21 protein-coding genes are annotated in these 20,536 nt (G+C 61.2%); 19 read left to right on the top strand and 2 right to left on the bottom strand.

What is annotated here, in order from left to right:
• Positions 1-13: 13 nt before the first annotated feature.
• A complete protein-coding gene (locus PSUM_RS31695) occupies positions 14-247 on the bottom strand; it encodes a hypothetical protein (RefSeq protein WP_156703876.1) in 234 nt (77 codons plus the stop codon).
• A gap of 156 nt (positions 248-403) precedes the next feature.
• On the opposite strand from PSUM_RS31695, the gene PSUM_RS02825 reads away from it, so the two are divergent.
• The 16 genes from PSUM_RS02825 (at position 404) to PSUM_RS02750 (ending at position 16,576) form a co-directional block, all read left to right on the top strand.
• Complete coding sequence (locus PSUM_RS02825; RefSeq protein ID WP_083348934.1) at positions 404-862, top strand: REP-associated tyrosine transposase; 459 nt, start codon at positions 404-406, stop codon at positions 860-862.
• A gap of 310 nt (positions 863-1,172) precedes the next feature.
• Entirely contained in the window at positions 1,173-1,844 is a 672-nt protein-coding gene (locus PSUM_RS02820) for a GntR family transcriptional regulator (protein ID WP_020797791.1), read from the top strand.
• A 114-nt stretch (positions 1,845-1,958) separates the two neighbouring features.
• Positions 1,959-2,891 (top strand): 4-hydroxyproline epimerase, encoded by a 933-nt coding sequence (locus PSUM_RS02815; protein ID WP_083348933.1) that lies wholly within the window; start codon positions 1,959-1,961, stop codon positions 2,889-2,891.
• Positions 2,888-4,003: an NAD(P)/FAD-dependent oxidoreductase gene (locus tag PSUM_RS02810; protein ID WP_083348932.1), complete on the top strand. Its 1,116-nt coding sequence runs from the start codon at positions 2,888-2,890 to the stop codon at positions 4,001-4,003. Before PSUM_RS02815 ends, PSUM_RS02810 begins: the two co-directional genes overlap by 4 nt.
• A complete protein-coding gene (locus tag PSUM_RS02805) occupies positions 3,996-4,232 on the top strand; it encodes a 2Fe-2S iron-sulfur cluster-binding protein (RefSeq protein ID WP_083348931.1) in 237 nt (78 codons plus the stop codon). Before PSUM_RS02810 ends, PSUM_RS02805 begins: the two co-directional genes overlap by 8 nt.
• Positions 4,229-5,485: an NAD(P)/FAD-dependent oxidoreductase gene (locus PSUM_RS02800; protein WP_033043153.1), complete on the top strand. Its 1,257-nt coding sequence runs from the start codon at positions 4,229-4,231 to the stop codon at positions 5,483-5,485. Before PSUM_RS02805 ends, PSUM_RS02800 begins: the two co-directional genes overlap by 4 nt.
• 74 nt (positions 5,486-5,559) lie before the next feature.
• Positions 5,560-6,309 carry an AraC family transcriptional regulator gene (locus PSUM_RS02795; protein WP_083348930.1) on the top strand — a complete coding sequence of 250 codons (750 nt, stop codon included), beginning with the start codon at positions 5,560-5,562 and terminating at the stop codon, positions 6,307-6,309.
• A gap of 228 nt (positions 6,310-6,537) precedes the next feature.
• Positions 6,538-7,356, top strand: coding sequence for an ABC transporter substrate-binding protein (locus PSUM_RS02790; protein WP_020797785.1), 819 nt, complete (start codon positions 6,538-6,540; stop codon positions 7,354-7,356).
• 10 nt (positions 7,357-7,366) lie between these two features.
• Entirely contained in the window at positions 7,367-9,145 is a 1,779-nt protein-coding gene (gene lhpI, locus PSUM_RS02785; RefSeq protein WP_033043155.1) for a cis-3-hydroxy-L-proline dehydratase, read from the top strand.
• Positions 9,138-9,803, top strand: a complete 666-nt coding sequence (locus PSUM_RS02780) for an amino acid ABC transporter permease (RefSeq protein ID WP_020797783.1) — start codon at positions 9,138-9,140, stop codon at positions 9,801-9,803. Before lhpI ends, PSUM_RS02780 begins: the two co-directional genes overlap by 8 nt.
• 10 nt (positions 9,804-9,813) lie before the next feature.
• A complete protein-coding gene (locus PSUM_RS02775; protein WP_020797782.1) occupies positions 9,814-10,464 on the top strand; it encodes an amino acid ABC transporter permease in 651 nt (216 codons plus the stop codon).
• Complete coding sequence (locus PSUM_RS02770) at positions 10,457-11,179, top strand: amino acid ABC transporter ATP-binding protein (RefSeq protein ID WP_020797781.1); 723 nt, start codon at positions 10,457-10,459, stop codon at positions 11,177-11,179. Before PSUM_RS02775 ends, PSUM_RS02770 begins: the two co-directional genes overlap by 8 nt.
• A 134-nt stretch (positions 11,180-11,313) precedes the next feature.
• On the top strand, positions 11,314-12,342 hold the full coding sequence (locus tag PSUM_RS02765; protein WP_083348929.1) for a trans-3-hydroxy-L-proline dehydratase: 1,029 nt from the start codon (positions 11,314-11,316) through the stop codon (positions 12,340-12,342).
• Positions 12,343-12,467: 125 nt separating this feature from the next.
• On the top strand, positions 12,468-13,385 hold the full coding sequence (locus PSUM_RS02760) for a dihydrodipicolinate synthase family protein (RefSeq protein ID WP_020797778.1): 918 nt from the start codon (positions 12,468-12,470) through the stop codon (positions 13,383-13,385).
• A gap of 71 nt (positions 13,386-13,456) precedes the next feature.
• Positions 13,457-14,851 carry a fosfomycin efflux MFS transporter AbaF gene (gene abaF, locus PSUM_RS02755; RefSeq protein ID WP_033043156.1) on the top strand — a complete coding sequence of 465 codons (1,395 nt, stop codon included), beginning with the start codon at positions 13,457-13,459 and terminating at the stop codon, positions 14,849-14,851.
• A gap of 144 nt (positions 14,852-14,995) precedes the next feature.
• Complete coding sequence (locus PSUM_RS02750) at positions 14,996-16,576, top strand: aldehyde dehydrogenase (NADP(+)) (RefSeq protein ID WP_083348928.1); 1,581 nt, start codon at positions 14,996-14,998, stop codon at positions 16,574-16,576.
• A gap of 33 nt (positions 16,577-16,609) precedes the next feature.
• On the opposite strand, the gene PSUM_RS02745 is transcribed toward PSUM_RS02750, so the two are convergent.
• Positions 16,610-17,617 carry an Ldh family oxidoreductase gene (locus PSUM_RS02745; protein WP_042955412.1) on the bottom strand — a complete coding sequence of 336 codons (1,008 nt, stop codon included), beginning with the start codon at positions 17,615-17,617 and terminating at the stop codon, positions 16,610-16,612.
• A 427-nt stretch (positions 17,618-18,044) separates the two neighbouring features.
• Between PSUM_RS02745 and PSUM_RS02740 the strand changes: the two genes are divergently transcribed.
• From PSUM_RS02740 to PSUM_RS02730, 3 genes are all read left to right on the top strand, one after another.
• Complete coding sequence (locus tag PSUM_RS02740; protein ID WP_033043418.1) at positions 18,045-18,605, top strand: lipid-binding SYLF domain-containing protein; 561 nt, start codon at positions 18,045-18,047, stop codon at positions 18,603-18,605.
• A 168-nt stretch (positions 18,606-18,773) separates the two neighbouring features.
• On the top strand, positions 18,774-19,985 hold the full coding sequence (locus tag PSUM_RS02735; RefSeq protein ID WP_020797772.1) for a patatin-like phospholipase family protein: 1,212 nt from the start codon (positions 18,774-18,776) through the stop codon (positions 19,983-19,985).
• Positions 19,986-20,024: 39 nt separating this feature from the next.
• Complete coding sequence (locus PSUM_RS02730) at positions 20,025-20,510, top strand: adenosine-specific kinase (protein WP_020797771.1); 486 nt, start codon at positions 20,025-20,027, stop codon at positions 20,508-20,510.
• Positions 20,511-20,536: the final 26 nt, after the last annotated feature.

Here is a 20,536-nt window from a genome sequence, read left to right as displayed (position 1 = left end):
CGGGGTCGCTACGTCACGGCGCCCCCACCTTCCCCATGTATAGGCCCGCTTTGCGGCGATCCGATTTGCCGGCGAACCAGACGCCGCGGTGTACCTGTTGCACCGCGTCATCGTTCTTCGCGCTGTAGGAGCCAGGCTTGCCGGCGAACCGGGCGCCGCGGTGTACCTGTTGCACCGCGTCATCGTTCTTCGCGCTGTAGGAGCCAGGCTTGCCGGCGAACCGGGCGCCGCGGTGTACCTGTTGCACCGCGTCATCGTTCTTCGCGGGCAAGCCTCGCTCCTACAGGCGAACCAGTCGCTGCCCGTTCACTCCCACAGACACATCAGGAATAACTGTTCACCAACACTATTTCCCCAACGTTCTAGCCTGAACTGACAACGCCATGATCAAGGAAGATGCACCATGCCAACCATTCACCAGGCGCATCGATTGCGCACCGGGCGCTTTTCAGCGCCGGGGCAGATCTATCTGGTCACAACCGTCGTTCAGAACCGGGACCCCGTATTCAGGGACTTCATGCAAGGCCGGCTCGTGGTCGATGCATTGAAGAAGGCGCAGGAAGAAGAGCTGGTGCTTTCGCTGGCCTGGGTTGTCATGCCGGACCATCTCCATTGGCTGTTCGAGCTCAAAAACAACACGCTTACTTGCATAATGGCGAGGACAAAATCACGCATTACACTTGCATTGAATCGTTCGCTCGAGCGCGATGGTTCACTCTGGCAACATGGCTTTCATGACCGAGCGATCCGCAGGGATGAAGACCTGCCGGCGGTGGCGCGCTATATCGTGGCCAATCCGCTGCGAGCGGGATTGGTCGAGAAAATTGGGGACTATCCGTTGTGGGATGCCGTGTGGCTGTAGGCGCTAACTGCTGCGGTGTGCCTGCTCGAACGCGTTCTTCGCGGGCAATCGGATCGCCGCACCGCTGACGCCTATAGGACTTTGCACGCGCTCCCGATGTACCTGCCAAAACGTTAATTCCCCACCCTCACCGGTCTGCGGTAGCAAACGTACATCGTTGTAGATCAGCACTGATATCCGCGCCCCGGCGTTCGGCCCCGTGAAATGTGTGTACAGGTAAGTCATGCGAACAGCGTCAAGGCACAGGCCAGTGAGTTTCGGCGCAAAATTCGTATACCATATCTCTAACTCAATCCGAACGACCGCCGCCGTGAACTCACCCAAATTCAACGCTCCCGACTTGGGCAATGCGCCTTCGACATCGGAAATCATCACTCGCCATCTGCGTGACGCCATCGTCGCGGGGCATTTCGCCGAAGACGAGCCTATTCGCCAGGACGACATCGCCCGGCAGTTCAACGTCAGCAAGATCCCGGTCCGCGAGGCCCTCAAGCGACTGGAAGCCGAAGGCCTGGTGATGTTCCAGCGCAATCGCGGGGCAATGGTCACTCGGGTGTCCGATGCCGAACTGGCACAGATGTTCGAAGTGCGCATGTTGCTCGAAGACAAGGTGCTGCGCCTGGCCATTCCCAACATGACCGAAGACACATTCGCCCGCGCCGAACGCATCTGCCAGGAGTTCATCGGCGAAGATGACGTGGGACGCTGGGCTGAGCTCAACTGGGAACTCCACGCCTGTCTCTACGAACCGGCGCAACGTCCGTTTCTGGTGAGCCTGATCCGTTCGGTCAACGACAAACTGGAACGTTATCTGCGGATGCAGATGAGCCTCTCCTCCGGGAAGGAACGGGCCGACCACGAGCACCGGGAGATCGTCGAAGCCTGTCGCGCCGGTGACGTCGACCGGGCAGTGAAGCTGCTCGACGAACACATCGCCGGGGTCTGCAAAACGTTGTTCGAGCACCTGCCCCACCACCCTTGACCGTCTGCTTGATTGTGCTGATTTCGTCATCGGCGCAGGATAAAACCATCAAGCCGCCAAACCCTCGCACGGGCCACTCTTGCGTTCACTCATCTGAACGGACGTGGCCCTGTCATGAAACGCATCACCGTGATCGACTCCCACACTGGCGGCGAACCCACCCGCCTGGTGACCGGCGGTTTTCCCGACCTGGGTACCGGCAGCATGGCCGAACGGCTTCGGCGACTGGCTGAACACCATGATCAATGGCGCGCCGCCTGCGTGCTCGAACCACGGGGCAGCGACGTGCTGGTCGGCGCATTGTTGTGCGAACCGGTCGACCTCGCTGCCTGCGCCGGAGTGATTTTCTTCAACAATACCGGCTACCTTGGCATGTGCGGCCACGGCACCATTGGCTTGGTGGCGTCGCTGGCACACTTGGGCAAGATCGGTCCGGGCGTGCACAGCATCGAAACACCGGTCGGTACGGTACAGGCCACCTTGCACGACGACTACTCCGTCAGCGTGCGCAACGTGCCGGCCTATCGTTATCGCAAAGCCGTAGCCTTGCAGGTGCCGGGGATCGGCCAGGTGGTCGGCGATATCGCCTGGGGGGGCAACTGGTTTTTCCTGATCGCCGAACATGGCCTGCGGGTCGACAGTGACAACCTGGAGGCGTTGACCGCTTACACCTACGCCGTGCAGCAAGCACTGGACATTCAGGGGATACGCGGTGAAGACGGCGGGTTGATCGACCACGTCGAACTGTTCGCCGATGACGCCCAGGCCGACAGCCGCAACTTTGTGCTCTGTCCCGGCAAGGCCTACGACCGTTCGCCCTGCGGCACCGGTACCAGTGCCAAGTTGGCGTGCCTGGCGGCCGACGGCAAATTGCAACCGGGACAGATCTGGCGTCAGGCAAGCGTGATCGGCAGCGAGTTCGAGGGCTCCTACGAACGTCATGGCGAGCGCATCGTACCGACCATTCGCGGCCGCGCTTTTATCAGTGCCGAAGCCAGCCTGATCATTGAACAGGCCGACCCGTTCGCCTGGGGCATTCGCCCATGAACCAAGGCCTGGTGGCCGATGTGATCGTGATCGGTGCAGGTATCATCGGCGCCGCTTGTGCCCAGGCGCTGGCCCGGCGCGGCTTGCGCGTGCTGGTACTGGACGCTGGCCTGCACGGCGCGACAGCCGCTGGCATGGGCCATTTGCTGGTGCTCGATGACAACCCTGCCGAACTGGCCCTGAGCCAATACTCAGTGCAACGCTGGCGCGAACAGGCCCCGCAACTGCCCGAGAGCTGCGCTTATCGCAGCAATGGCACATTGTGGCTGGCGGCCAATGCCGAGGAAATGGCGGTGGCCCAAAGCAAACACATGAACCTTCAAGCCCGGGGCGTTACCTGCGAGCTGATCACCGGCAACGCCTTGCATGCCCGTGAGCCGGAATTGCGCGATGGCCTGGAGGGTGGTTTGTTGATCAACGGCGACGGCATTCTCTATGCCCCGGCGACCGCCAACTGGATGCTCGACACTCCGGGCATCGAACAACGGCGGGCACGGGTCAGCGAGCTCGATGGCAACCGCGTGCGACTCGATGATGGCCAGTGGTTGAACGCTGAAGCGGTCATTTTGGCCAACGGCATCCAGGCCAATGACTTGTGCCCCGAGTTGCCGATCGAACCGAAGAAGGGCCACCTGCTGATCACCGACCGCTACCCCCGCAAGGTCACCCACACGCTGGTGGAACTGGGTTACGTCACCAGCGCCCACAATGCGACGGGACCGTCGACCGCCTGCAACATTCAGCCCCGCCCCACCGGGCAATTGTTCATTGGTGCTTCGCGACAATTCGGCACCACCGACCCGCAGGTCGAAGGTTGGATGCTCGCGAAAATGCTCAAGCGCGCCACCGAATACATGCCGGGCCTGGCTCAACTCAACGGTATCCGCGCCTGGACCGGTTTTCGCGCCGCCAGCCCGGACGGCCTGCCGCTGATTGGCCAGCACCCCAAACGCAAAGGCCTGTGGCTGGCGGTCGGGCACGAAGGAATGGGGGTCACCACGGCGCCCGGGACTGCCGATTTACTGGTCGCGCAATTGTTCAATGAGACGCCGCCTCTGGCGGTACAACCCTATCTGCCGCAACGTTTTCTCGAAGAGGCCGCCTATGCTTGATTTGATCATGGATGGCCGCGCGCTGAAGGTGGCCGCGGGCACGACGGTGGCTGCTGCACTGGCACTGGCCGGCGACGGTTGCAGTCGCACTGCCGTCAGCGGTCAGCGCCGCGCACCGCTGTGCGGCATGGGCATCTGCCAGGAATGCCGGGTGACCATCGACGGTCGCCGCCGACTGGCCTGCCAAACGCTATGCCAGCAAGGCATGCAAGTGCAGACCCGAGCATGAACGAATACGCCGACCTGCTGATCATCGGCGCTGGCCCCGCCGGCATGAGTGCCGCCCTCGCCGCAGCGTCCAGTGGCGCGCGCATTGTGGTGCTCGACGACAACCCGCTGCCGGGCGGCCAGATCTGGCGCGACGGGCCACAGGCCAGCCTGCCGGATCAGGCCCGGCAGATGCGCGAGCGCCTGCAGGCCAACAGCAATATCCGCCACCATGCCGGCACCCGTGTAATTGCCCTCGCTGGTGCCAAGCAATTGCTGGTGGAAGACGCCGACCGAGGCTGGTTGATCGGCTATGACAAACTGATTCTATGTACCGGTGCCCGTGAATTGCTGCTGCCCTTCCCCGGCTGGACGCTGCCAGGAGTGACCGGCGCGGGCGGACTTCAGGCGCTGATCAAGGGTGGCCTGCCCGTGCAGGACGAGCGTGTGGTGATCGCCGGCAGCGGTCCGTTGCTACTGGCCAGCGCGGCCACTGCGAAACACAACGGTGCCCAGGTGCTGCGCATCGCCGAGCAGGCCTCTGCGGTCGCGGTCGCAGGATTCGCCCTGCAACTGCCGCGCTGGCCGGGCAAGCTGGTGCAATCTTTCAGTCTGTTCGACCGTCATTACCGCACCGGCAGCCATGTCGTGGCGGCCTTGGGCAACGATCGGCTGGAAGCTGTGCGATTGCGGCATCGGGGCAAAATCGTCGAATTGGCGTGTGATCGCCTGGCCTGTGGTTTCGGCCTGATTCCCAACACCCAACTCGGTCAGGCCTTGGGCTGCGCGCTCGATGGCTCGGCGCTTGCCGTGGATGCCTGGCAAACCACGAGCCACACCGACCACTACGCCGCTGGCGAATGCACCGGTTTCGGCGGCAGTGAGCTGGCACTGGTTGAAGGGGCAATCGCCGGGCATGTGGCGGTGGGTAACACCGCGGCGGCACGGAATTTGTGGCCACGTCGCGCGCGTTGGCAGGGTTTCGCCAAGGCGTTGAACAGCGCCTTCGGCCTCGACCCGCAGCTCAAGTCGCTGGCGCAACCCGACACGCTGGTCTGTCGTTGCGAAGACGTACCCTACTCGGCACTGTCCGGGCACGTTGGCTGGCGCGAGGCCAAACTGGCCAGTCGCTGCGGCATGGGCGCCTGCCAGGGCCGGGTGTGTGGCGGTGCCTTGCAGTATCTGTTCGACTGGCAACCCACGGCGCCCCGGCCGCCGTTCAACCCGGCGCGCATCGAAACCCTGATGTGCCTGGATGACACGCCACCGGTGTAAACGCTCGCTTCGGGGTTTCGGGGGCGCTGCCGAGTCTTTATAGTCCCGGTAGTCGCCACCAGGCCCCTCTTGATATGTTCCCCTCACTCAATCATTTCAAACCCTGCGACCTGCCGACGCTGCTGAACAGTTTGCAGGCCATCGCGACGCTGCTCGATACCCTGACGGACGTGGTGTTTTTCATCAAGGACTGCGAGGCCCGCTACGCTTTCGTCAACCAGACCCTGGTCCGACGCTGTAGCTTCAAGCACAGTGACCAACTGCTGGGGCTGACAGCAGACCGTGTCTTCCCGGAGCGCTTTGGCCCGATTTACACCGAACAGGATCGACGGGTGTTGGCCACCGGACGCGAATTGGCCGACCAACTCGAACTGCACCTGTATTTCGGTAACCAGCCAGTCTGGTGCCTGACCCATAAACTCGCGCTGCGCGATGAACATGGGCAGATCGTCGGCCTGGCCGGCATTTCCCGTGACCTGCAGTTGCCCCAGTCCAACCACCCGGCGTTCCAGAAACTGGCAGCGGTGGACGCGCACATCCGTCGTCATTTTGCTCGACCTATCAGCCTTGCCGAACTGACGGCAATCGCGGGCTTTTCGGTTGCGCAACTCGAACGCCATTGCAAACGGGTGTTCCAGCTCACCCCACGGCAGATGATCCACAAGTCCCGGCTCGAAGAAGGTACGCGGTTGTTGCTGGAGAGCGACCTGCCCATCACCGAAATCGCCCTGCGCTGCGGCTACACCGACCACAGTGCTTTCAGCCGCCAGTTCCGTGCCCTCACCAGCCTTTCGCCCAGCCAGTTCCGCGATCGCGGTCGTTAAATGTTCCTTTAAGGGGCGCCCCGCACACAGGGTGCTCCCTTCTGTAACACCTGCCTGCCCGGCGACACGACGCCGCTGCCCTGCTCCCGACTTGTAAACCGCCCTGACTCAAGGGCTGGAAAATATTTGCCGGTAAAAAGGCAAATCGGCACAACCGTTGCTATTGTTAATATCGTATACGAAATCCCCAATACGATATCTAACAGCACTTCCGACAACGAGGCCTCTATGAAAAACCCCGCATTTGCCGTAGCCCTCAGCGCTGTTCTCAGTACCACCTTCATCGCCACCGCACAGGCTGACAAACTCGACGACATCATCGGTTCCGGCAAGCTGCGCTGTGCCGTGACGCTGGACTTCCCGCCCATGGGTTTTCGAGATGCCAGTAACGCCCCGGCGGGTTTTGACGTGGACTATTGCACCGACCTGGCAAAGGTCCTCGGGGTCGAGGCCGAAGTGGTCGAAACACCCTTCCCGGACCGCATTCCAGCACTGATATCCGGGCGGGCCGACGTGATTGTCGCCTCGACCTCCGACACCCTTGAGCGGGCCAAGACCGTCGGCCTGACCGTGCCGTACTTCGCCTTCCAGATGGTCGTCCTGACCCGCGATAACACCGGCATCAACAGTTTCGACGACATCAAGGGCAAGGCACTGGGCAACACCAGTGGCACCTATGAAGCCATTGCCCTGGAGAACGATGTGAAGAAATGGGGTACCGGTACCTTCCGTGCCTACCAGTCACAAAACGACACGCTGCTGGCGGTGGCCCAGGGTCATATCGACGCCACGGTGGTCACCAATACCGTCGCCGCCGCAACGATCAAGTCGGGTAAATACAAGAACCTGAAGATCGCCGGCAACGCGCCCTACACCATCGACTATGTATCCCTGGGTACCAAGCGCAACGAGTACGGCCTGCTCAATTACCTCAACCTGTTCGTCAACCAGCAGGTACGCAACGGTCGCTACAAGGAGTTGTTCACCAAATGGGTCGGCACCGAAATTTCGCCGAGCGACCTGACCGTGCCAAAGGTCTACTACTGAGGTGCCCGGCATGCCTAGGCCCACTTCTCTGACCGTTCGCAGCCTGGTCCCGGGCGCTGCCCAGGGTGCCCTGCTGTTTGCCGATGTCGGGTTGAGCTTCTGGGGCGGAGTCGACCCCTTGCGGGGTGAAATCATCGACCGTCACCATCCCCTCAGCGGCGAATACCTGACCGGTCGAGTGCTCGCCATCCCCAGTGGCCGCGGTTCGTGTACCGGCAGCAGTGTGCTGATGGAACTGATCAGCAACGGTCATGCGCCAGCCGCGCTGGTACTGGCCGAAGCCGATGAGATCCTGACCTTGGGCGTGCTGGTGGCACAAATGATTTTCGAGCGTTCGCTGCCGGTGCTCTGCATCGGCAGCGAGGCCTTCGCCGCCTTGCGCGGCAAGGCCTTTGCCCGAATCGACGGTGCCAGTCTGGCCGTGTTCGATCACATCCCCGTCGACAACTGGCAGCCATCCGAAACGCCGACGCAGGCTCGCGATACCAGCACAGCAATCGAACTCAGCGAGTTCGACCACGCGTTGCTCAACGGCGCGCATGGCAAAGCGGCGCAGATGGCCATGCAAATCGTCCTGCGCCTGGCCGAACTGCAAGGTGCCCAGCGTCTTATAGATGTTACCCAGGCGCACATCGACGGTTGCATTTACACCGGACCTGCGAGCCTGCGCTTTGCTCAACAACTGGTGCAGTGGGGCGCCAAGGTTCGGGTCCCCACTACCCTCAATTCAATATCCGTTGACCAGCGTCGTTGGCGCGAGCTGGGCATCGACCCACTGCTCGGCGAGCCGGCCAGCGCCGTGGGCGACGCCTACATGGCCATGGGTGCACAGCTCAGTTTCACCTGTGCGCCCTATTTGCTCGACAGCGCACCGAAGGCCGGCGACCAGATCGTCTGGGCCGAATCCAACGCGGTGGTCTACGCCAACAGCGTGCTCGGCGCACGCACCCTGAAGTACCCCGACTACCTGGATATCTGCATCGCCCTGACCGGCCGCGCGCCCCTGATCGGCTGCCATCTGGACGCGCCACGCAAAGCCCGCTTGCGCGTTGAATTGCCGAAATTGGCTGAACTCGACGATGCGTTCTACCCCTTGCTCGGTTACCACATCGGCGCACTCGCGGGCAGCCGGATCCCGCTGATATTCGGCCTGGAACAACGCCAGCCAGACCTGGACGACTTGAAAGCCTTCGGCGCGGCGTTCGCCACCACGTCCGCCGCGCCGCTGTTCCACATCGCCGGGGTCACCCCCGAAGCACTCGACCCGGCGCAGGTACTGGAGCCGGATACTCCGCTGCCCGTGGCAACCATTCGCCTGGAGGACCTGCTGGTCAGTTGGCGTGAGCTCAACAGCGCCAGGGACAACCGCGTGGATGTGGTCTCGCTGGGTAACCCGCACTTCTCGCTCAGCGAGTTTGCCCGCTTGGCACAGCTGTGTCGCGACCGGGTCAAGCACCCCGAGGTGGTGCTCGCCATCACTTGCGGTCGTGCGGTGTTGGAGCAGGCCCGTGACGCCGGGTACATCGATGTCATTGAAACCTTCGGCGCCACGCTGGTGACCGATACCTGCTGGTGCATGCTCGGCGAACCGGTGATCCCGCGGGCCGCCACCACCTTAATGACCAACTCGGGCAAGTACGCCCATTACGCACCCGGCCTGGTGGGGCGCAACGTGCACTTCGCCAGCCTGGCCGAATGTGTCGATGCCGCCTGCACCGCCACCGCCAGCGGGCGTCTGCCGAGCTGGTTGCAACCTGCCTTGCCGATGGAGAACCGCTCGCATGTTTGACTACACCTTCCAATGGCGCACCGCGCTGCGCGCCTTGCCGGACATGCTCACCGGCGCGTGGGTTACGTTCGAGACCGCTGCGCTGTCGATGATTTTCGGTGTACTGATTGCTCTGGTCCTGACGGTCATGCGCGAAGCCAGGCACCCGCTGCTGCGTGGCATCGGCAACGGCTGGGTATCGATTGCCCGCAACACTCCGTCGCTGTTCCAGATTTACATCCTGTACTTCGGCCTCGGCTCACTGGGCCTGCATGTCAGCTCCTGGCTCGCGCTACTGGCCGGGATCACTTTCAACAACGCCGGTTATCTCGCGGAAAACTTCCGTGGCGGGCTCAAGGCGGTGCCCCACACCCAGGTACGTGCCGCGCGCTCACTCGGCATGAGTGCCTTCCAGACCTACCGCATGATCATCGTCCCGCAACTGCTACGAATCGTCTTCTATCCGCTCACCAATCAAATGGTGTGGGCGGTGCTGATGACATCGCTGGGGGTCATCGTCGGCCTTAACAATGACCTGACCGGAGTGACTCAGGAATACAACGTCAAGACCTTCCGCACCTTCGAATACTTCGCCATCGCAGCAGTGCTGTATTACCTGATTGCCAAGGCGATCGTCGCGGCAGCCCGGCTGATGGCCTGGCGGTTGTTCCGTTACTGAGGAGCTGTCCATGTTTTCCACCGAGTTTTCCTCCAATGACCTGTTGTTCCTGCTCGACGGCGCCTGGGTCACGCTGCAATTGACGTTCTGGGCGATCATTCTCGGTTCCATTGCAGGGCTGTTGTTCGGGTTGCTGCGCGCCCTGTTCCCACGGCTCAGCCTGCCGCTGGCCTGGGTGCTGGACGTGTTTCGCAGCGTGCCGTTGCTGATCCAGTTCGTCCTGTTCAACTCGCTCAAAAGCATCGTCGGCCTGAACATCAGCGCCTTCAGCGTCGGTTGCATTGTGCTGGGGGTCTACACCGCGGCGTACTTTACCGAAATCGTGCGCGGCGGCGTGCTGTCGGTGCCGTTCACGGTGCGCCGCGCCAGTCGTTCGTTGGGCCTGAGCTTCCTGCAGGACCTGCGCTGGATCGTCCTGCCGATGGCCACTCGCGTGGCCTTTCCCGGCTGGCTGAACCTGGTGCTGGGCGTGATGAAGGACACCGCGCTGGTGATGTGGATCGGCATCGTCGAACTGCTGCGCGCCTCGCAAACCATCGTGACCCGCATCCAGGAACCGTTGGTGGTGCTGTGCATCGCGGGCCTTATCTACTACGTCATGAGCCTGGTGGTCGCACGCCTGGGCGCTCGTCTGGAAAGAAGGTGGCAAGAAAATGATTGAGATCGAGAACGTACACAAATCCTTCGGCAATCTCGAAGTGGTCAAGGGAGTGAACCTCACGGTGAGCAAGGGCGAGGTGGTGTCAATCATCGGTGGCTCCGGTTCTGGCAAATCGACCTTGTTGATGTGCATCAACGGCCTGGAGCCAATCCAGAAAGGCAACATCCGGGTCGACGGCGTCGAGGTCCATCACAACGCCACCGACCTGAACCGCCTGCGGCAGAAGATCGGCATCGTGTTCCAGCAATGGAACGCTTTTCCGCATTTGACTGTGCTGGAAAACGTCATGCTGGCGCCGCGCAAAGTGCTGGGTAAAAGCAAGGCCTGCGCCGAGGAACTGGCGGTACGGCAGCTGACCCACGTGGGCCTGGGCGACAAACTCAAGACCTTCCCCGGCAAGCTGTCTGGCGGTCAGCAACAACGCATGGCCATCGCCCGCGCCCTGGCCATGTCACCGGACTACATGCTGTTCGACGAAGCCACCTCGGCTCTGGACCCACAGTTGGTCGGCGAAGTGCTGGATACGATGCGCATGCTCGCCGAGGACGGCATGACCATGGTGCTGGTGACTCACGAGATCCGCTTCGCGCGGGACGTGTCCGACCGCGTGGCGTTCTTTCGCAACGGTCTGGTGCATGAGATCGGCTCGCCGGATCAGGTGATCGGCAATCCGGTGCATGCCGAGACGGCGGCGTTTCTCAAATCGGTGAAATAACCGGTGGCCCCTTCGCGAGCAGGCTCGCTCCCACAGGATTTGGTGGTGTACACACAATCACGAGCCAATCCATAAACCTGTGGGAGCGGGCTTGCCCGCGAAGAGGCCCGAACAGTCAACACAAGGAGCAGAGAATGCGTTCATCGAAAGTGATTCATGTAGTCAGTTGCCACGCCGAAGGTGAAGTCGGCGACGTCATTGTCGGCGGAGTCGCACCACCGCCCGGCGCCACGGTGTGGGAACAATCGCGCTGGATTGCCAAAGACGAAACCCTGCGCAACTTCGTACTCAACGAACCCCGGGGCGGAGTGTTCCGACACGTCAATCTGTTGGTGCCGGCCAAGGACCCGCGGGCGCAGATGGCCTGGATCATCATGGAGCCAGCGGACACGCCGCCGATGTCAGGCTCCAACTCATTGTGCGTGGCCACCGTGTTGCTCGACACCGGTATCGTGCCAATGACCGAACCGCAAACCCGGCTGGTGCTCGAAGCACCCGGCGGCCTGATCGAAGCCGTCGCCGATTGCCGTGATGGCAAGGTCGAACGGGTGGAAATCAAAAACGTGCCGTCCTTCGCCGATCGGCTCGATGCGTGGATCGAAGTGCAAGGTGTCGGCACGCTCAAGGTCGATACCGCCTACGGCGGCGACAGCTTTGTGATCGCCGATGCCCAGGACCTGGGGTTTTCAATCAGCCCCGATGAAGCGGCCGACCTGGTGGCGGTTGGGTTGAAAATCACCCGGGCCGCCAATGAGCAATTGGGCTTTGTCCATCCGCTGAACCCCGATTGGTCGCACATTTCCTTTTGCCAGATCGCCGCGCCCATCGTTCGTGAGCAGGGCATTGCCACGGGTGCCAATGCGGTGGTGATTCAACCGGGCAAGATCGACCGCTCGCCTACCGGCACTGGCTGCTCCGCGCGGATGGCCGTGTTGCAGGCCAAAGGCTTGATGGGCGTTGGGGACAGATTTATCGGTCGCTCGATCATCGGCTCAGCGTTCCACTGCCGTATTGACTCGCTGACCGAAGTGGCCGGGCGCCCCGCCATCTACCCGTGCATTTCCGGGCGGGCCTGGATTACCGGTACCCATCAATTACTGCTCGACCCAAGCGATCCGTGGCCACAAGGCTATCGACTGTCAGACACCTGGCCGGGTGCCTGAATGCTCAATCGCTGATCCCCGACCAACGGCCCGAAAAAACACCCGAAAACGTAAACAAACCACTGGCTGATTTCTTTCACTTTCAATATCGTATACGAAATACAATAAACAATCTGGAGGCAACAATGAGCAAGCGTGTTAACTGGAGTGGCGTGTTCCCAGCGGTGACCACTCAATTCAACGATGACTTCTCCATCAACCTGGAAAAAACCCATGAAGTCATTTCCAACGTGATCCGCGACGGCGTATCAGGACTGGTGGTTTGCGGCTCGGTAGGCGAAAACACCTCGCTGAGTGCCGCCGAAAAAATTGCCGTGACCGAAGTCGCGGTCGCGGCCTCGGGCGGCCGTGTACCGGTGATTTGCGGCGTAGCCGAGTTCACCAGCGTGGAAGCGGCCAAGGTCGCTAACGCGGTACGCAGGGTCGGCGTCGATGGCGTGATGCTAATGCCGGCGCTGGTCTACGGTTCCAAGCCGTTCGAAACCGCCGAGCATTACCGTTACGTGGCGAAAAACGCCGACGTGCCGCTGATGGTCTACAACAACCCGCCAATCTACAAAAACGACGTGACCCCGGACATCCTCATAGCCCTCGCCGACTGCGACAACGTGGTGTGCTTCAAGGATTCCTCGGGCGACACTCGCCGCTTCATCGACATTCGCAATGAAGTGGGAGACCGTTTCGTGTTGTTCGCCGGCCTCGACGACGTGGTGCTGGAAAGCCTCGCCGTGGGCGCTGAAGGCTGGGTGTCGGGCATGTCCAACGTATTCCCCAAAGAGGGCGAAACCATCTTCCGCCTGGCCAAGGCCGGACGCTATGCCGAAGCCATGCCGATCTACGAATGGCTGATGCCGATCCTGCACCTCGACGCCCGTGCCGACCTGGTGCAGTGCATCAAGCTGTGCGAAGCCATCGCCGGTCGCGGCAGCGCCCTGACCCGTCCGCCACGCCTGGCCCTGCCGGAAGCCGATCGCGTCTTTGTCGAGCAGATCATGGCCAAGGCCCTGGCCAACCGTCCGCACTTGCCGGACGTCGGTCTCTGAGTGATTGCCGGGTGGGTCTTCGCGGACCCGTCCCGGCTGCCTGTTTTTGCGCATCTACAGGAAACGCCAGCATGTCCAACGCTCAACACCCGTCTAGCGCAACCACACCCTCGGGACTCAAACGTGTCGTGGCCGCCGCCATGGCCGGCACCGTTGCCGAATGGTATGAATTCTTCCTTTATGGCACCGCTTCGGCACTGGTCTTCGGCCAGTTGTTCTTCCGCCAGACCGACAGCCCCATCGATGGCATCATCGCTGCCTTCGCCCTGTATGCCGTGGGCTTTCTCGCCCGTCCGCTGGGCGGGCTGGTGTTCGGTCACTACGGTGACAAGTACGGCCGCAAACGCCTGCTGCAATTAAGCCTGGTGGTGGTTGGCATCACCACCTTCCTGATGGGCTGCCTGCCCGGCTTCAACCAGATCGGCTATGCCGCGCCGGTGTTGCTGGTGCTGTTGCGGTTGATCCAGGGCTTCGCCTTTGGCGGCGAATGGGGCGGTGCGATCTTGCTGGTGTCCGAGCACTGCCCGGACAACCGTCGAGGCTTCTGGGCCAGTTGGCCACAAGCCGGTGTTCCAGCCGGCAACCTGGTGGCGACGGTTGCCCTGCTGCTGTTGTCGTCGAACCTGTCCGAGGAGCAATTCCTCGCCTGGGGCTGGCGCGTAGCATTCTGGTTCTCGGCCGTGGTGGTACTGATCGGCTACTGGATTCGCACCAGTGTCGATGACGCACCGATTTTCAAGGAGGCCCAGGCTCGTCAGGCGCAGACCAGGCATCAGCAACTGGGCGTGGTCGAAGTGCTGCGCCACCACTGGCGTTCGGTGCTGGTCGGTATCGGCGCGCGGTTTGCCGAGAACATCCTCTACTACACCGTCGTGACCTTCTCGATCACTTATCTGAAACTGGTGGTGCACAAGGACACGTCAGAGATTCTGTTGCTGATGTTCGGCGCTCACTTGCTGCACTTCTTCCTGATTCCGTTGATGGGTTATCTGTCGGATCTGGTCGGGCGCAAACCGGTTTACCTGGTGGGTGCAGTACTCACCGCGTTTTGGGGATTCGTCGGCTTCCCGATGATGGACACCGGCAACAATTGGCTGATCATGGCGGCCATCACCCTGGGCCTGGCCATCGAATCGATGACCTACGCGCCCTACTCGGCGCTGATGGCCGAGATGTTTCCGACCCACGTGCGCTACACCGCACTCTCGCTGTGCTACCAGGTGGCGCCGATCTTCGCGGGCTCGCTGGCGCCACTGATCGCGATCACCCTGCTCAACAAGTACCACAGCTCGACACCGATCGCGCTCTATCTGGTCGGCGCTTCGCTGATCTCCATCGTGGCCGTCGGGCTGACCCGGGAAACCCGTGGCAAATCGTTGCACACGGTGGATGCCGAGTCTGCTGCGCGGATTGCGGCGCTGGCCTCGCCTGCGACGACCCCACGTCGCGCCGACTCACTGGCGTAAACCCTGTAGGAGCGAGCATGCTCGCGATGGACGTCAACGATGACGCGTGCATTCTGGATTCACGCGGTGCCCTTGAGTGCCTCGCGAGCATGCTCGCTCCTACAGAGGAGTTGAATTACCCCTTTTTTGACAGGAGCCTTTTAGATGCCTGAGATCCTCGGTCACAACTACATCGGCGGTACACGCAGCGCCGTCGGCAGCATCACGCTGCGAAGCCATGATGCAAGTACTGGCGAAGCCCTGCCCTTCTCGTTCATGCAAGCCACCGCAGAAGAAGTGTACGCCGCCGCCCAGGCCGCCGCAGCCGCCTACCCGGCCTTTCGCAACCTGCCGGCCAGCCGCCGTGCGGAGTTTCTCGAGGCCATCGCCACGCAACTGGACGCGCTTGACGATGAGTTTGTCGCCCTGGTCACTCGCGAGACGGCACTGCCAACCGCTCGCATACAGGGTGAGCGTGCTCGCACCAGCGGCCAGATGCGCCTGTTCGCCCAAGTCCTGCGTCGTGGTGATTTCTACGGAGCGCGCATCGACCGCGCCTTGCCCGAACGCCAACCACTGCCACGGGTAGACCTGCGTCAGTATCGAATCGGTGTCGGCCCGGTCGCCGTTTTCGGCGCGAGCAATTTCCCCCTGGCGTTCTCCACCGCCGGTGGCGATACCGCTGCCGCCCTGGCCGCCGGTTGCCCGGTGGTGTTCAAGGCCCACAGTGGACATATGGCAACTGCCGAACGGGTGGCTGATGCGATCATTCGCGCCGCCGAGCAGACGGACATGCCCAAGGGCGTGTTCAACATGATCTACGGCTCCGGCGTGGGCGAAATCCTGGTCAAGCATCCGGCGATCCAGGCTGTTGGTTTCACCGGCTCACTCAAGGGCGGCCGTGCCCTGTGCGATATGGCCGCTGCAAGATCACAACCGATTCCGGTGTTCGCTGAAATGAGCAGCATCAACCCGGTCGTGGTGTTGCCTCAAGCCTTGCAGGTTCGTGGCGAAAAAATCGCCAGTGAGCTGGTGGCATCGGTGGTCCAGGGCTGCGGTCAGTTCTGTACCAATCCCGGCCTGGTCATCGGCATCTCGTCACCGCGATTCGACGCTTTCACAGCGCTGCTCAGTGGTCTGATGAGCGAGCAACCGCCCCAGACCATGCTCAACGCCGGAACCCTTGCCAGCTATAAAAAAGCGCTACAGGCACTGCTCAGTCATCCAGGGGTGACCCACCTGGCCGGTCAAGAACAGCTGGGCAACCAGGCCCGACCACAACTGTTCAAGGCCGACGCCAGCCTGCTGCTCAAGAGTGATGCGCTGCTGCAGGAAGAGGTATTCGGCCCGACGACCGTGCTGGTTGAAGTCGCCAATGCGGGGGAACTGCAGCAAGTGTTGCAAAGCTTGCACGGTCAACTGACCGCCACGTTGATAGCAGAAACCCTCGACCTGCAAATCTGCACAGGCGTCTTGCCGCTGCTGGAGCAGAAAGTCGGTCGTGTGCTCTTCAATGGCTACCCTACCGGCGTCGAAGTCTGCGATGCGATGGTACATGGCGGCCCCTACCCGGCCACTTCCGATGCCCGTGGCACCTCAGTCGGCACCCTGGCCATCGAGCGATTCCTGCGCCCGGTGTGCTACCAGAACTGCCCCGACACCTTGCTGCCCGAAGCGCTTCAGAACGCCAACCCACTGGGCCTCAATCGCCTGGTCGATGGCATCCTCCAGCGCCAGTCGCTGTAAACCGAACGGGCGCCATGGGCGCCCGTTTCCTTTTCAATCCAGCAGTGCCTGCAAATCCCTGTACAACGCCTCGGGAACCTGCACCCCCTCCACCAGGCTGCGCGCCCGCGACTCATAGCGTCGTTGCGAGGGCAAGCGCGCGCCCTGCCCTTCAATTCCCTGAAACAACGCTTCTGCCCTGGCCAGGTGTTCCTGGGTTGCATCGCCCAAAAAGCGCCGGGGATCCAGAGCGATGATCAGTTCGCCATGATAAGGCGATGACTTGCTGCCCGCGTCGTAAGCCAGTGATTCAGCGCTTGTCAGGTCACCAATCAACGGCCCGGCGATCAACTCCACCATCGCCGCCAGTGCCGATCCCTTGTGCCCGCCGAACGTCAGCATCGCGCCACTGTCGAGCACCACGCTCGCATCGTTGCTCGGATGGCCTTGCCCATCCACTCCCCACCCTTCGGGGATCGCCTTGCCGGCTCGTCGATGCAGTTCGATATCGCCGCGAGCGATGGCGCTGGTGGCAAAGTCGAATACAAAAGGCTCTTGCCCGCCGCGCGGCCAGCCAAAGGCAATGGGATTAGTGCCGAACAGTGGCAAGTGCCCCCCGGCCGGCGCCACCCAGGCATGACTAGGGTTACACGCCAGCGCGACCAGGCCGGTCCCCGTCAGTTGCTCGATCTCCACCCATAACGCGGAAAAATGCACACAGTGGTTGATCGCCAACGCGGCAATCCCGTTGGCACGGGTTTTCTCGGTCAACAGGGGGAGCCCCGCCTGAAACGCCAACTGCGAAAACCCGCCACCGGCATCCACCCGCACAATCGACGGCGCCTGGTCGATGACCCTCGGCTCGGCATCGGCCGACACCTTGCCCGCTCGCAGGGAATTGACACATCCAAGAATCCGGTACAACCCGTGAGAGGCGCAGCCATCACGCTCACCGGCCATTACCGTCGCCGCCACCGCTTGCGCATGGGCCAGATTAAAACCGTTGTGCAACAGGATCGATTCGGCCAGTTCACGGGCTTCGATCAGGGTCAGTCGAATCATGGTCATCTCCTGGGAAAGACCTGTCAGGGTGATCCGCTCGAAGCAACGAGGCTTGATGCCTTTTGATGCAGGAGGTGACGAAATCGGCATAGCCAAGGCACGCATACCCTGAGAACGGAAGGGTATCGTGCACGTCTGGAGGTCCGAGACGCGTTTCATGTGCAGGCGCGATCGCACGGCTCACGGCGGCGAGCACTGTAGGAGCGCCCCCCCCAGCAAAATGCTGACGCTGAACGCCGCCATCGCTCAGTGGTCACAACAATTGATGGCATCGCAACTGATGTGGCCTCAAGCCTGCTTCCTTCAGCCGCGGCGCTTACAATTCACACATTCCTGGGCGCGCCGGATAACCTTCAGTGAGTTCAGTCCTTTCGACACAGGCGCTGACTGCTGCTGCCATCCAATGCTCCCTGATCGGAGTACGCACATGACTCAATCAATACGGTTATTCCTGACAACCGTGCTCGCGGTTGCAGCATTGGCATCGGCCAGTTTCCTGAACACTGCAGGTGCCGCCACCGCCGAGGATCTCAATACCGACTCCCGGCAAGCGTTGCAGACGCTCTACAAGACCAATCCCTTTTCCGAAACCATCTCGCACAAAGCCAAGGCCGTTCTGGTCTTTCCGAAAATCATCAAGGCCGGCCTGGTATTCGGCGGCAGCTACGGCGAAGGCGTGTTGATGAAGAGCTCGAAGGTCGTGGATTACTACAACTCCGTCAGCGGCTCCTGGGGACTGCAGGCAGGCGCCCAGTCATATGGCTATGTGGTTTTCCTGATGACCGACAAAGCGGTGAAATACATCACTGAAACCAAAGGCTGGGAAATCGGCGTAGGGCCAACCGTGGTCGTGGTGGATGAAGGGGTTGCCAAGAACCTGTCCAGCTCGACGCTGAAAGACGACGCGTACGCGTTCATCTTCGACCAACAGGGTCTGATGGCCGGCATCAGTATCGAAGGCACGAAGATTTCCCTGATCAAACGCTGAAGGGTGCGCGCCCAATGAGTTTTCTTATCATTTAAAGGAGCGCAGAATGAGCTACCTGGCGTTCGAATGACGTGTCTCGCCCAGTGGGCGTGCCAGTCATATCGGGCGCCATGGCCAAGGGGACGATGAACTCGTTTGCTGTCGACTTTGGGGACTGGAGGAGGCGTTTTGAAACCATTCCCGCTCAAACCCGGCACCTCGACCCTGGACGTATTTCTTCAAGCGTGCCTGCCCCGCCGTGACGCTGTTCCGCCCACCTTGACGGAAAAAGCGGTCATCCCGGGCATTCCCGATGCTCGCTACAGGCTGGACCATGACCTGACGCCGTTCATCCAGGATGCGATTCAATCCAACAAACGTGAGAGCGAGGTGCTCGCCAAGGCCGGTAAGCCGAGCGATATCCTGCCGCCGGCCAGCATGCTGGCCGTTTCTGGTGGCGGCGATGCAGGCGCATTTGCAGCGGGACTGATTGCTGGATGGACCACCCATGGCACACGGCCAATCTTCAAGGTCGTCACGGGCATTAGTGCGGGTGCCCTGGTCGCCCCGTTCGCTTACCTGGGGCCGGAATACGACAGCGTGATCCGGCACGTCTGCAATGAAATCGGTCCAAAAGACATTTTTCATTCGCGAAACGTGCTGACCCGTCTTGCCAGCGACGGCATAGCGGACAGCAAGCCACTGTCGCGGCTCATTACAAAATACGTCACCGAGCAGATTGTGGCGGCGATCGCCGCACAATACGCCAAGGGCAGGATCCTGCTGATCGGCACCACTGACCTTGATGCAGGCCGACCCGTCACCTGGAACATGGGCGCCATTGCCGCAAGCCAGGCACCGGGAGCGCTCGACCTGTTTCGTAACATCATGATCGCGTCGATGAGCATTCCGGGTGCTGTCTCACCCGTGATGATCGATGTGGAGGTCGATGGCAAGCAGTTTCATGAAATGCACGTGGACGGCGGGGTCATCACTCAAGTGTTTCTTTACCCACCTGGCACGCTCGTGGGGCTCAACAGGGCCGCTGGCGTACCCTTGCGTCTCGAACGTCATTTCTATGTCATTCGCAACGGGACGCTGGAGCCGCAATGGTCCGGGACCAAGCGCCGTACATTGAGCATCGGCGGCCGAGCCATCAGTGCATTGATTCAAACCCAGGGGATCAGCGACCTGGAGCGAATCTACCGCATGGCGCAGCAGGATGGAGCGCATTTCAACCTGGCGTACATCGGCTCTGACTTTAACGTTGCGCGCACTCAAAAATTCGATGGAGAGTACATGAAGCGGTTGTTCGATTACGCCTTTCAACTCAGCGCGAAGGGCTATGCGTGGCATAAATCACCGCCCTCGCAAAACCCCAGGCTACGAACCCATCGCTGAAAAGCTCTGCCAGCAACTTCGTGAAAGGAGGCGTTTGAGATGCAACTCATCACGTTGAAAATCGAAAAGCCGGAAGATACGAACTTCATCCTGGGTCAGACGCACTTCATCAAGTCGGTCGAGGATATCCACGAAGCATTGGTCAATGCCGTGCCGGGTATCCGTTTTGGCGTGGCCTTTTGCGAGGCCTCGGGAAAATGTCTGGTGCGATGGTCCGGCACCGATACCGCCATGATTGAACTTGCACAGAAAAATGCCAAGGCCATCGGCGCAGGCCATAGTTTCATCATCTTCCTGGGTGACGGTTTTTATCCGCTGAACGTATTGAACAGCGTAAAAACGGTGCCAGAGGTATGCCGCATTTTTTGTGCGACAGCCAATCCGACTGAAGTGATTCTCGCCGAGACGGATCAAGGGCGAGCAATCCTGGGCGTAGTGGATGGCTTCTGCGCCAACGACATTGAAGGCGACGCCGACATCCTGTGGCGCAAGAACCTGTTGCGGCAGATTGGCTACAAGCAGTGAATTGCACTGGGCCTTGTATCTTAATT

The sequence above is a fragment of the Pseudomonas umsongensis genome (genome assembly GCF_002236105.1).
Lineage (GTDB): Bacteria > Pseudomonadota > Gammaproteobacteria > Pseudomonadales > Pseudomonadaceae > Aquipseudomonas > Aquipseudomonas umsongensis.
The sequence above is the reverse complement of the archived record's forward strand: the minus strand, read 5'-3'. Positions and strand labels throughout refer to the sequence as shown.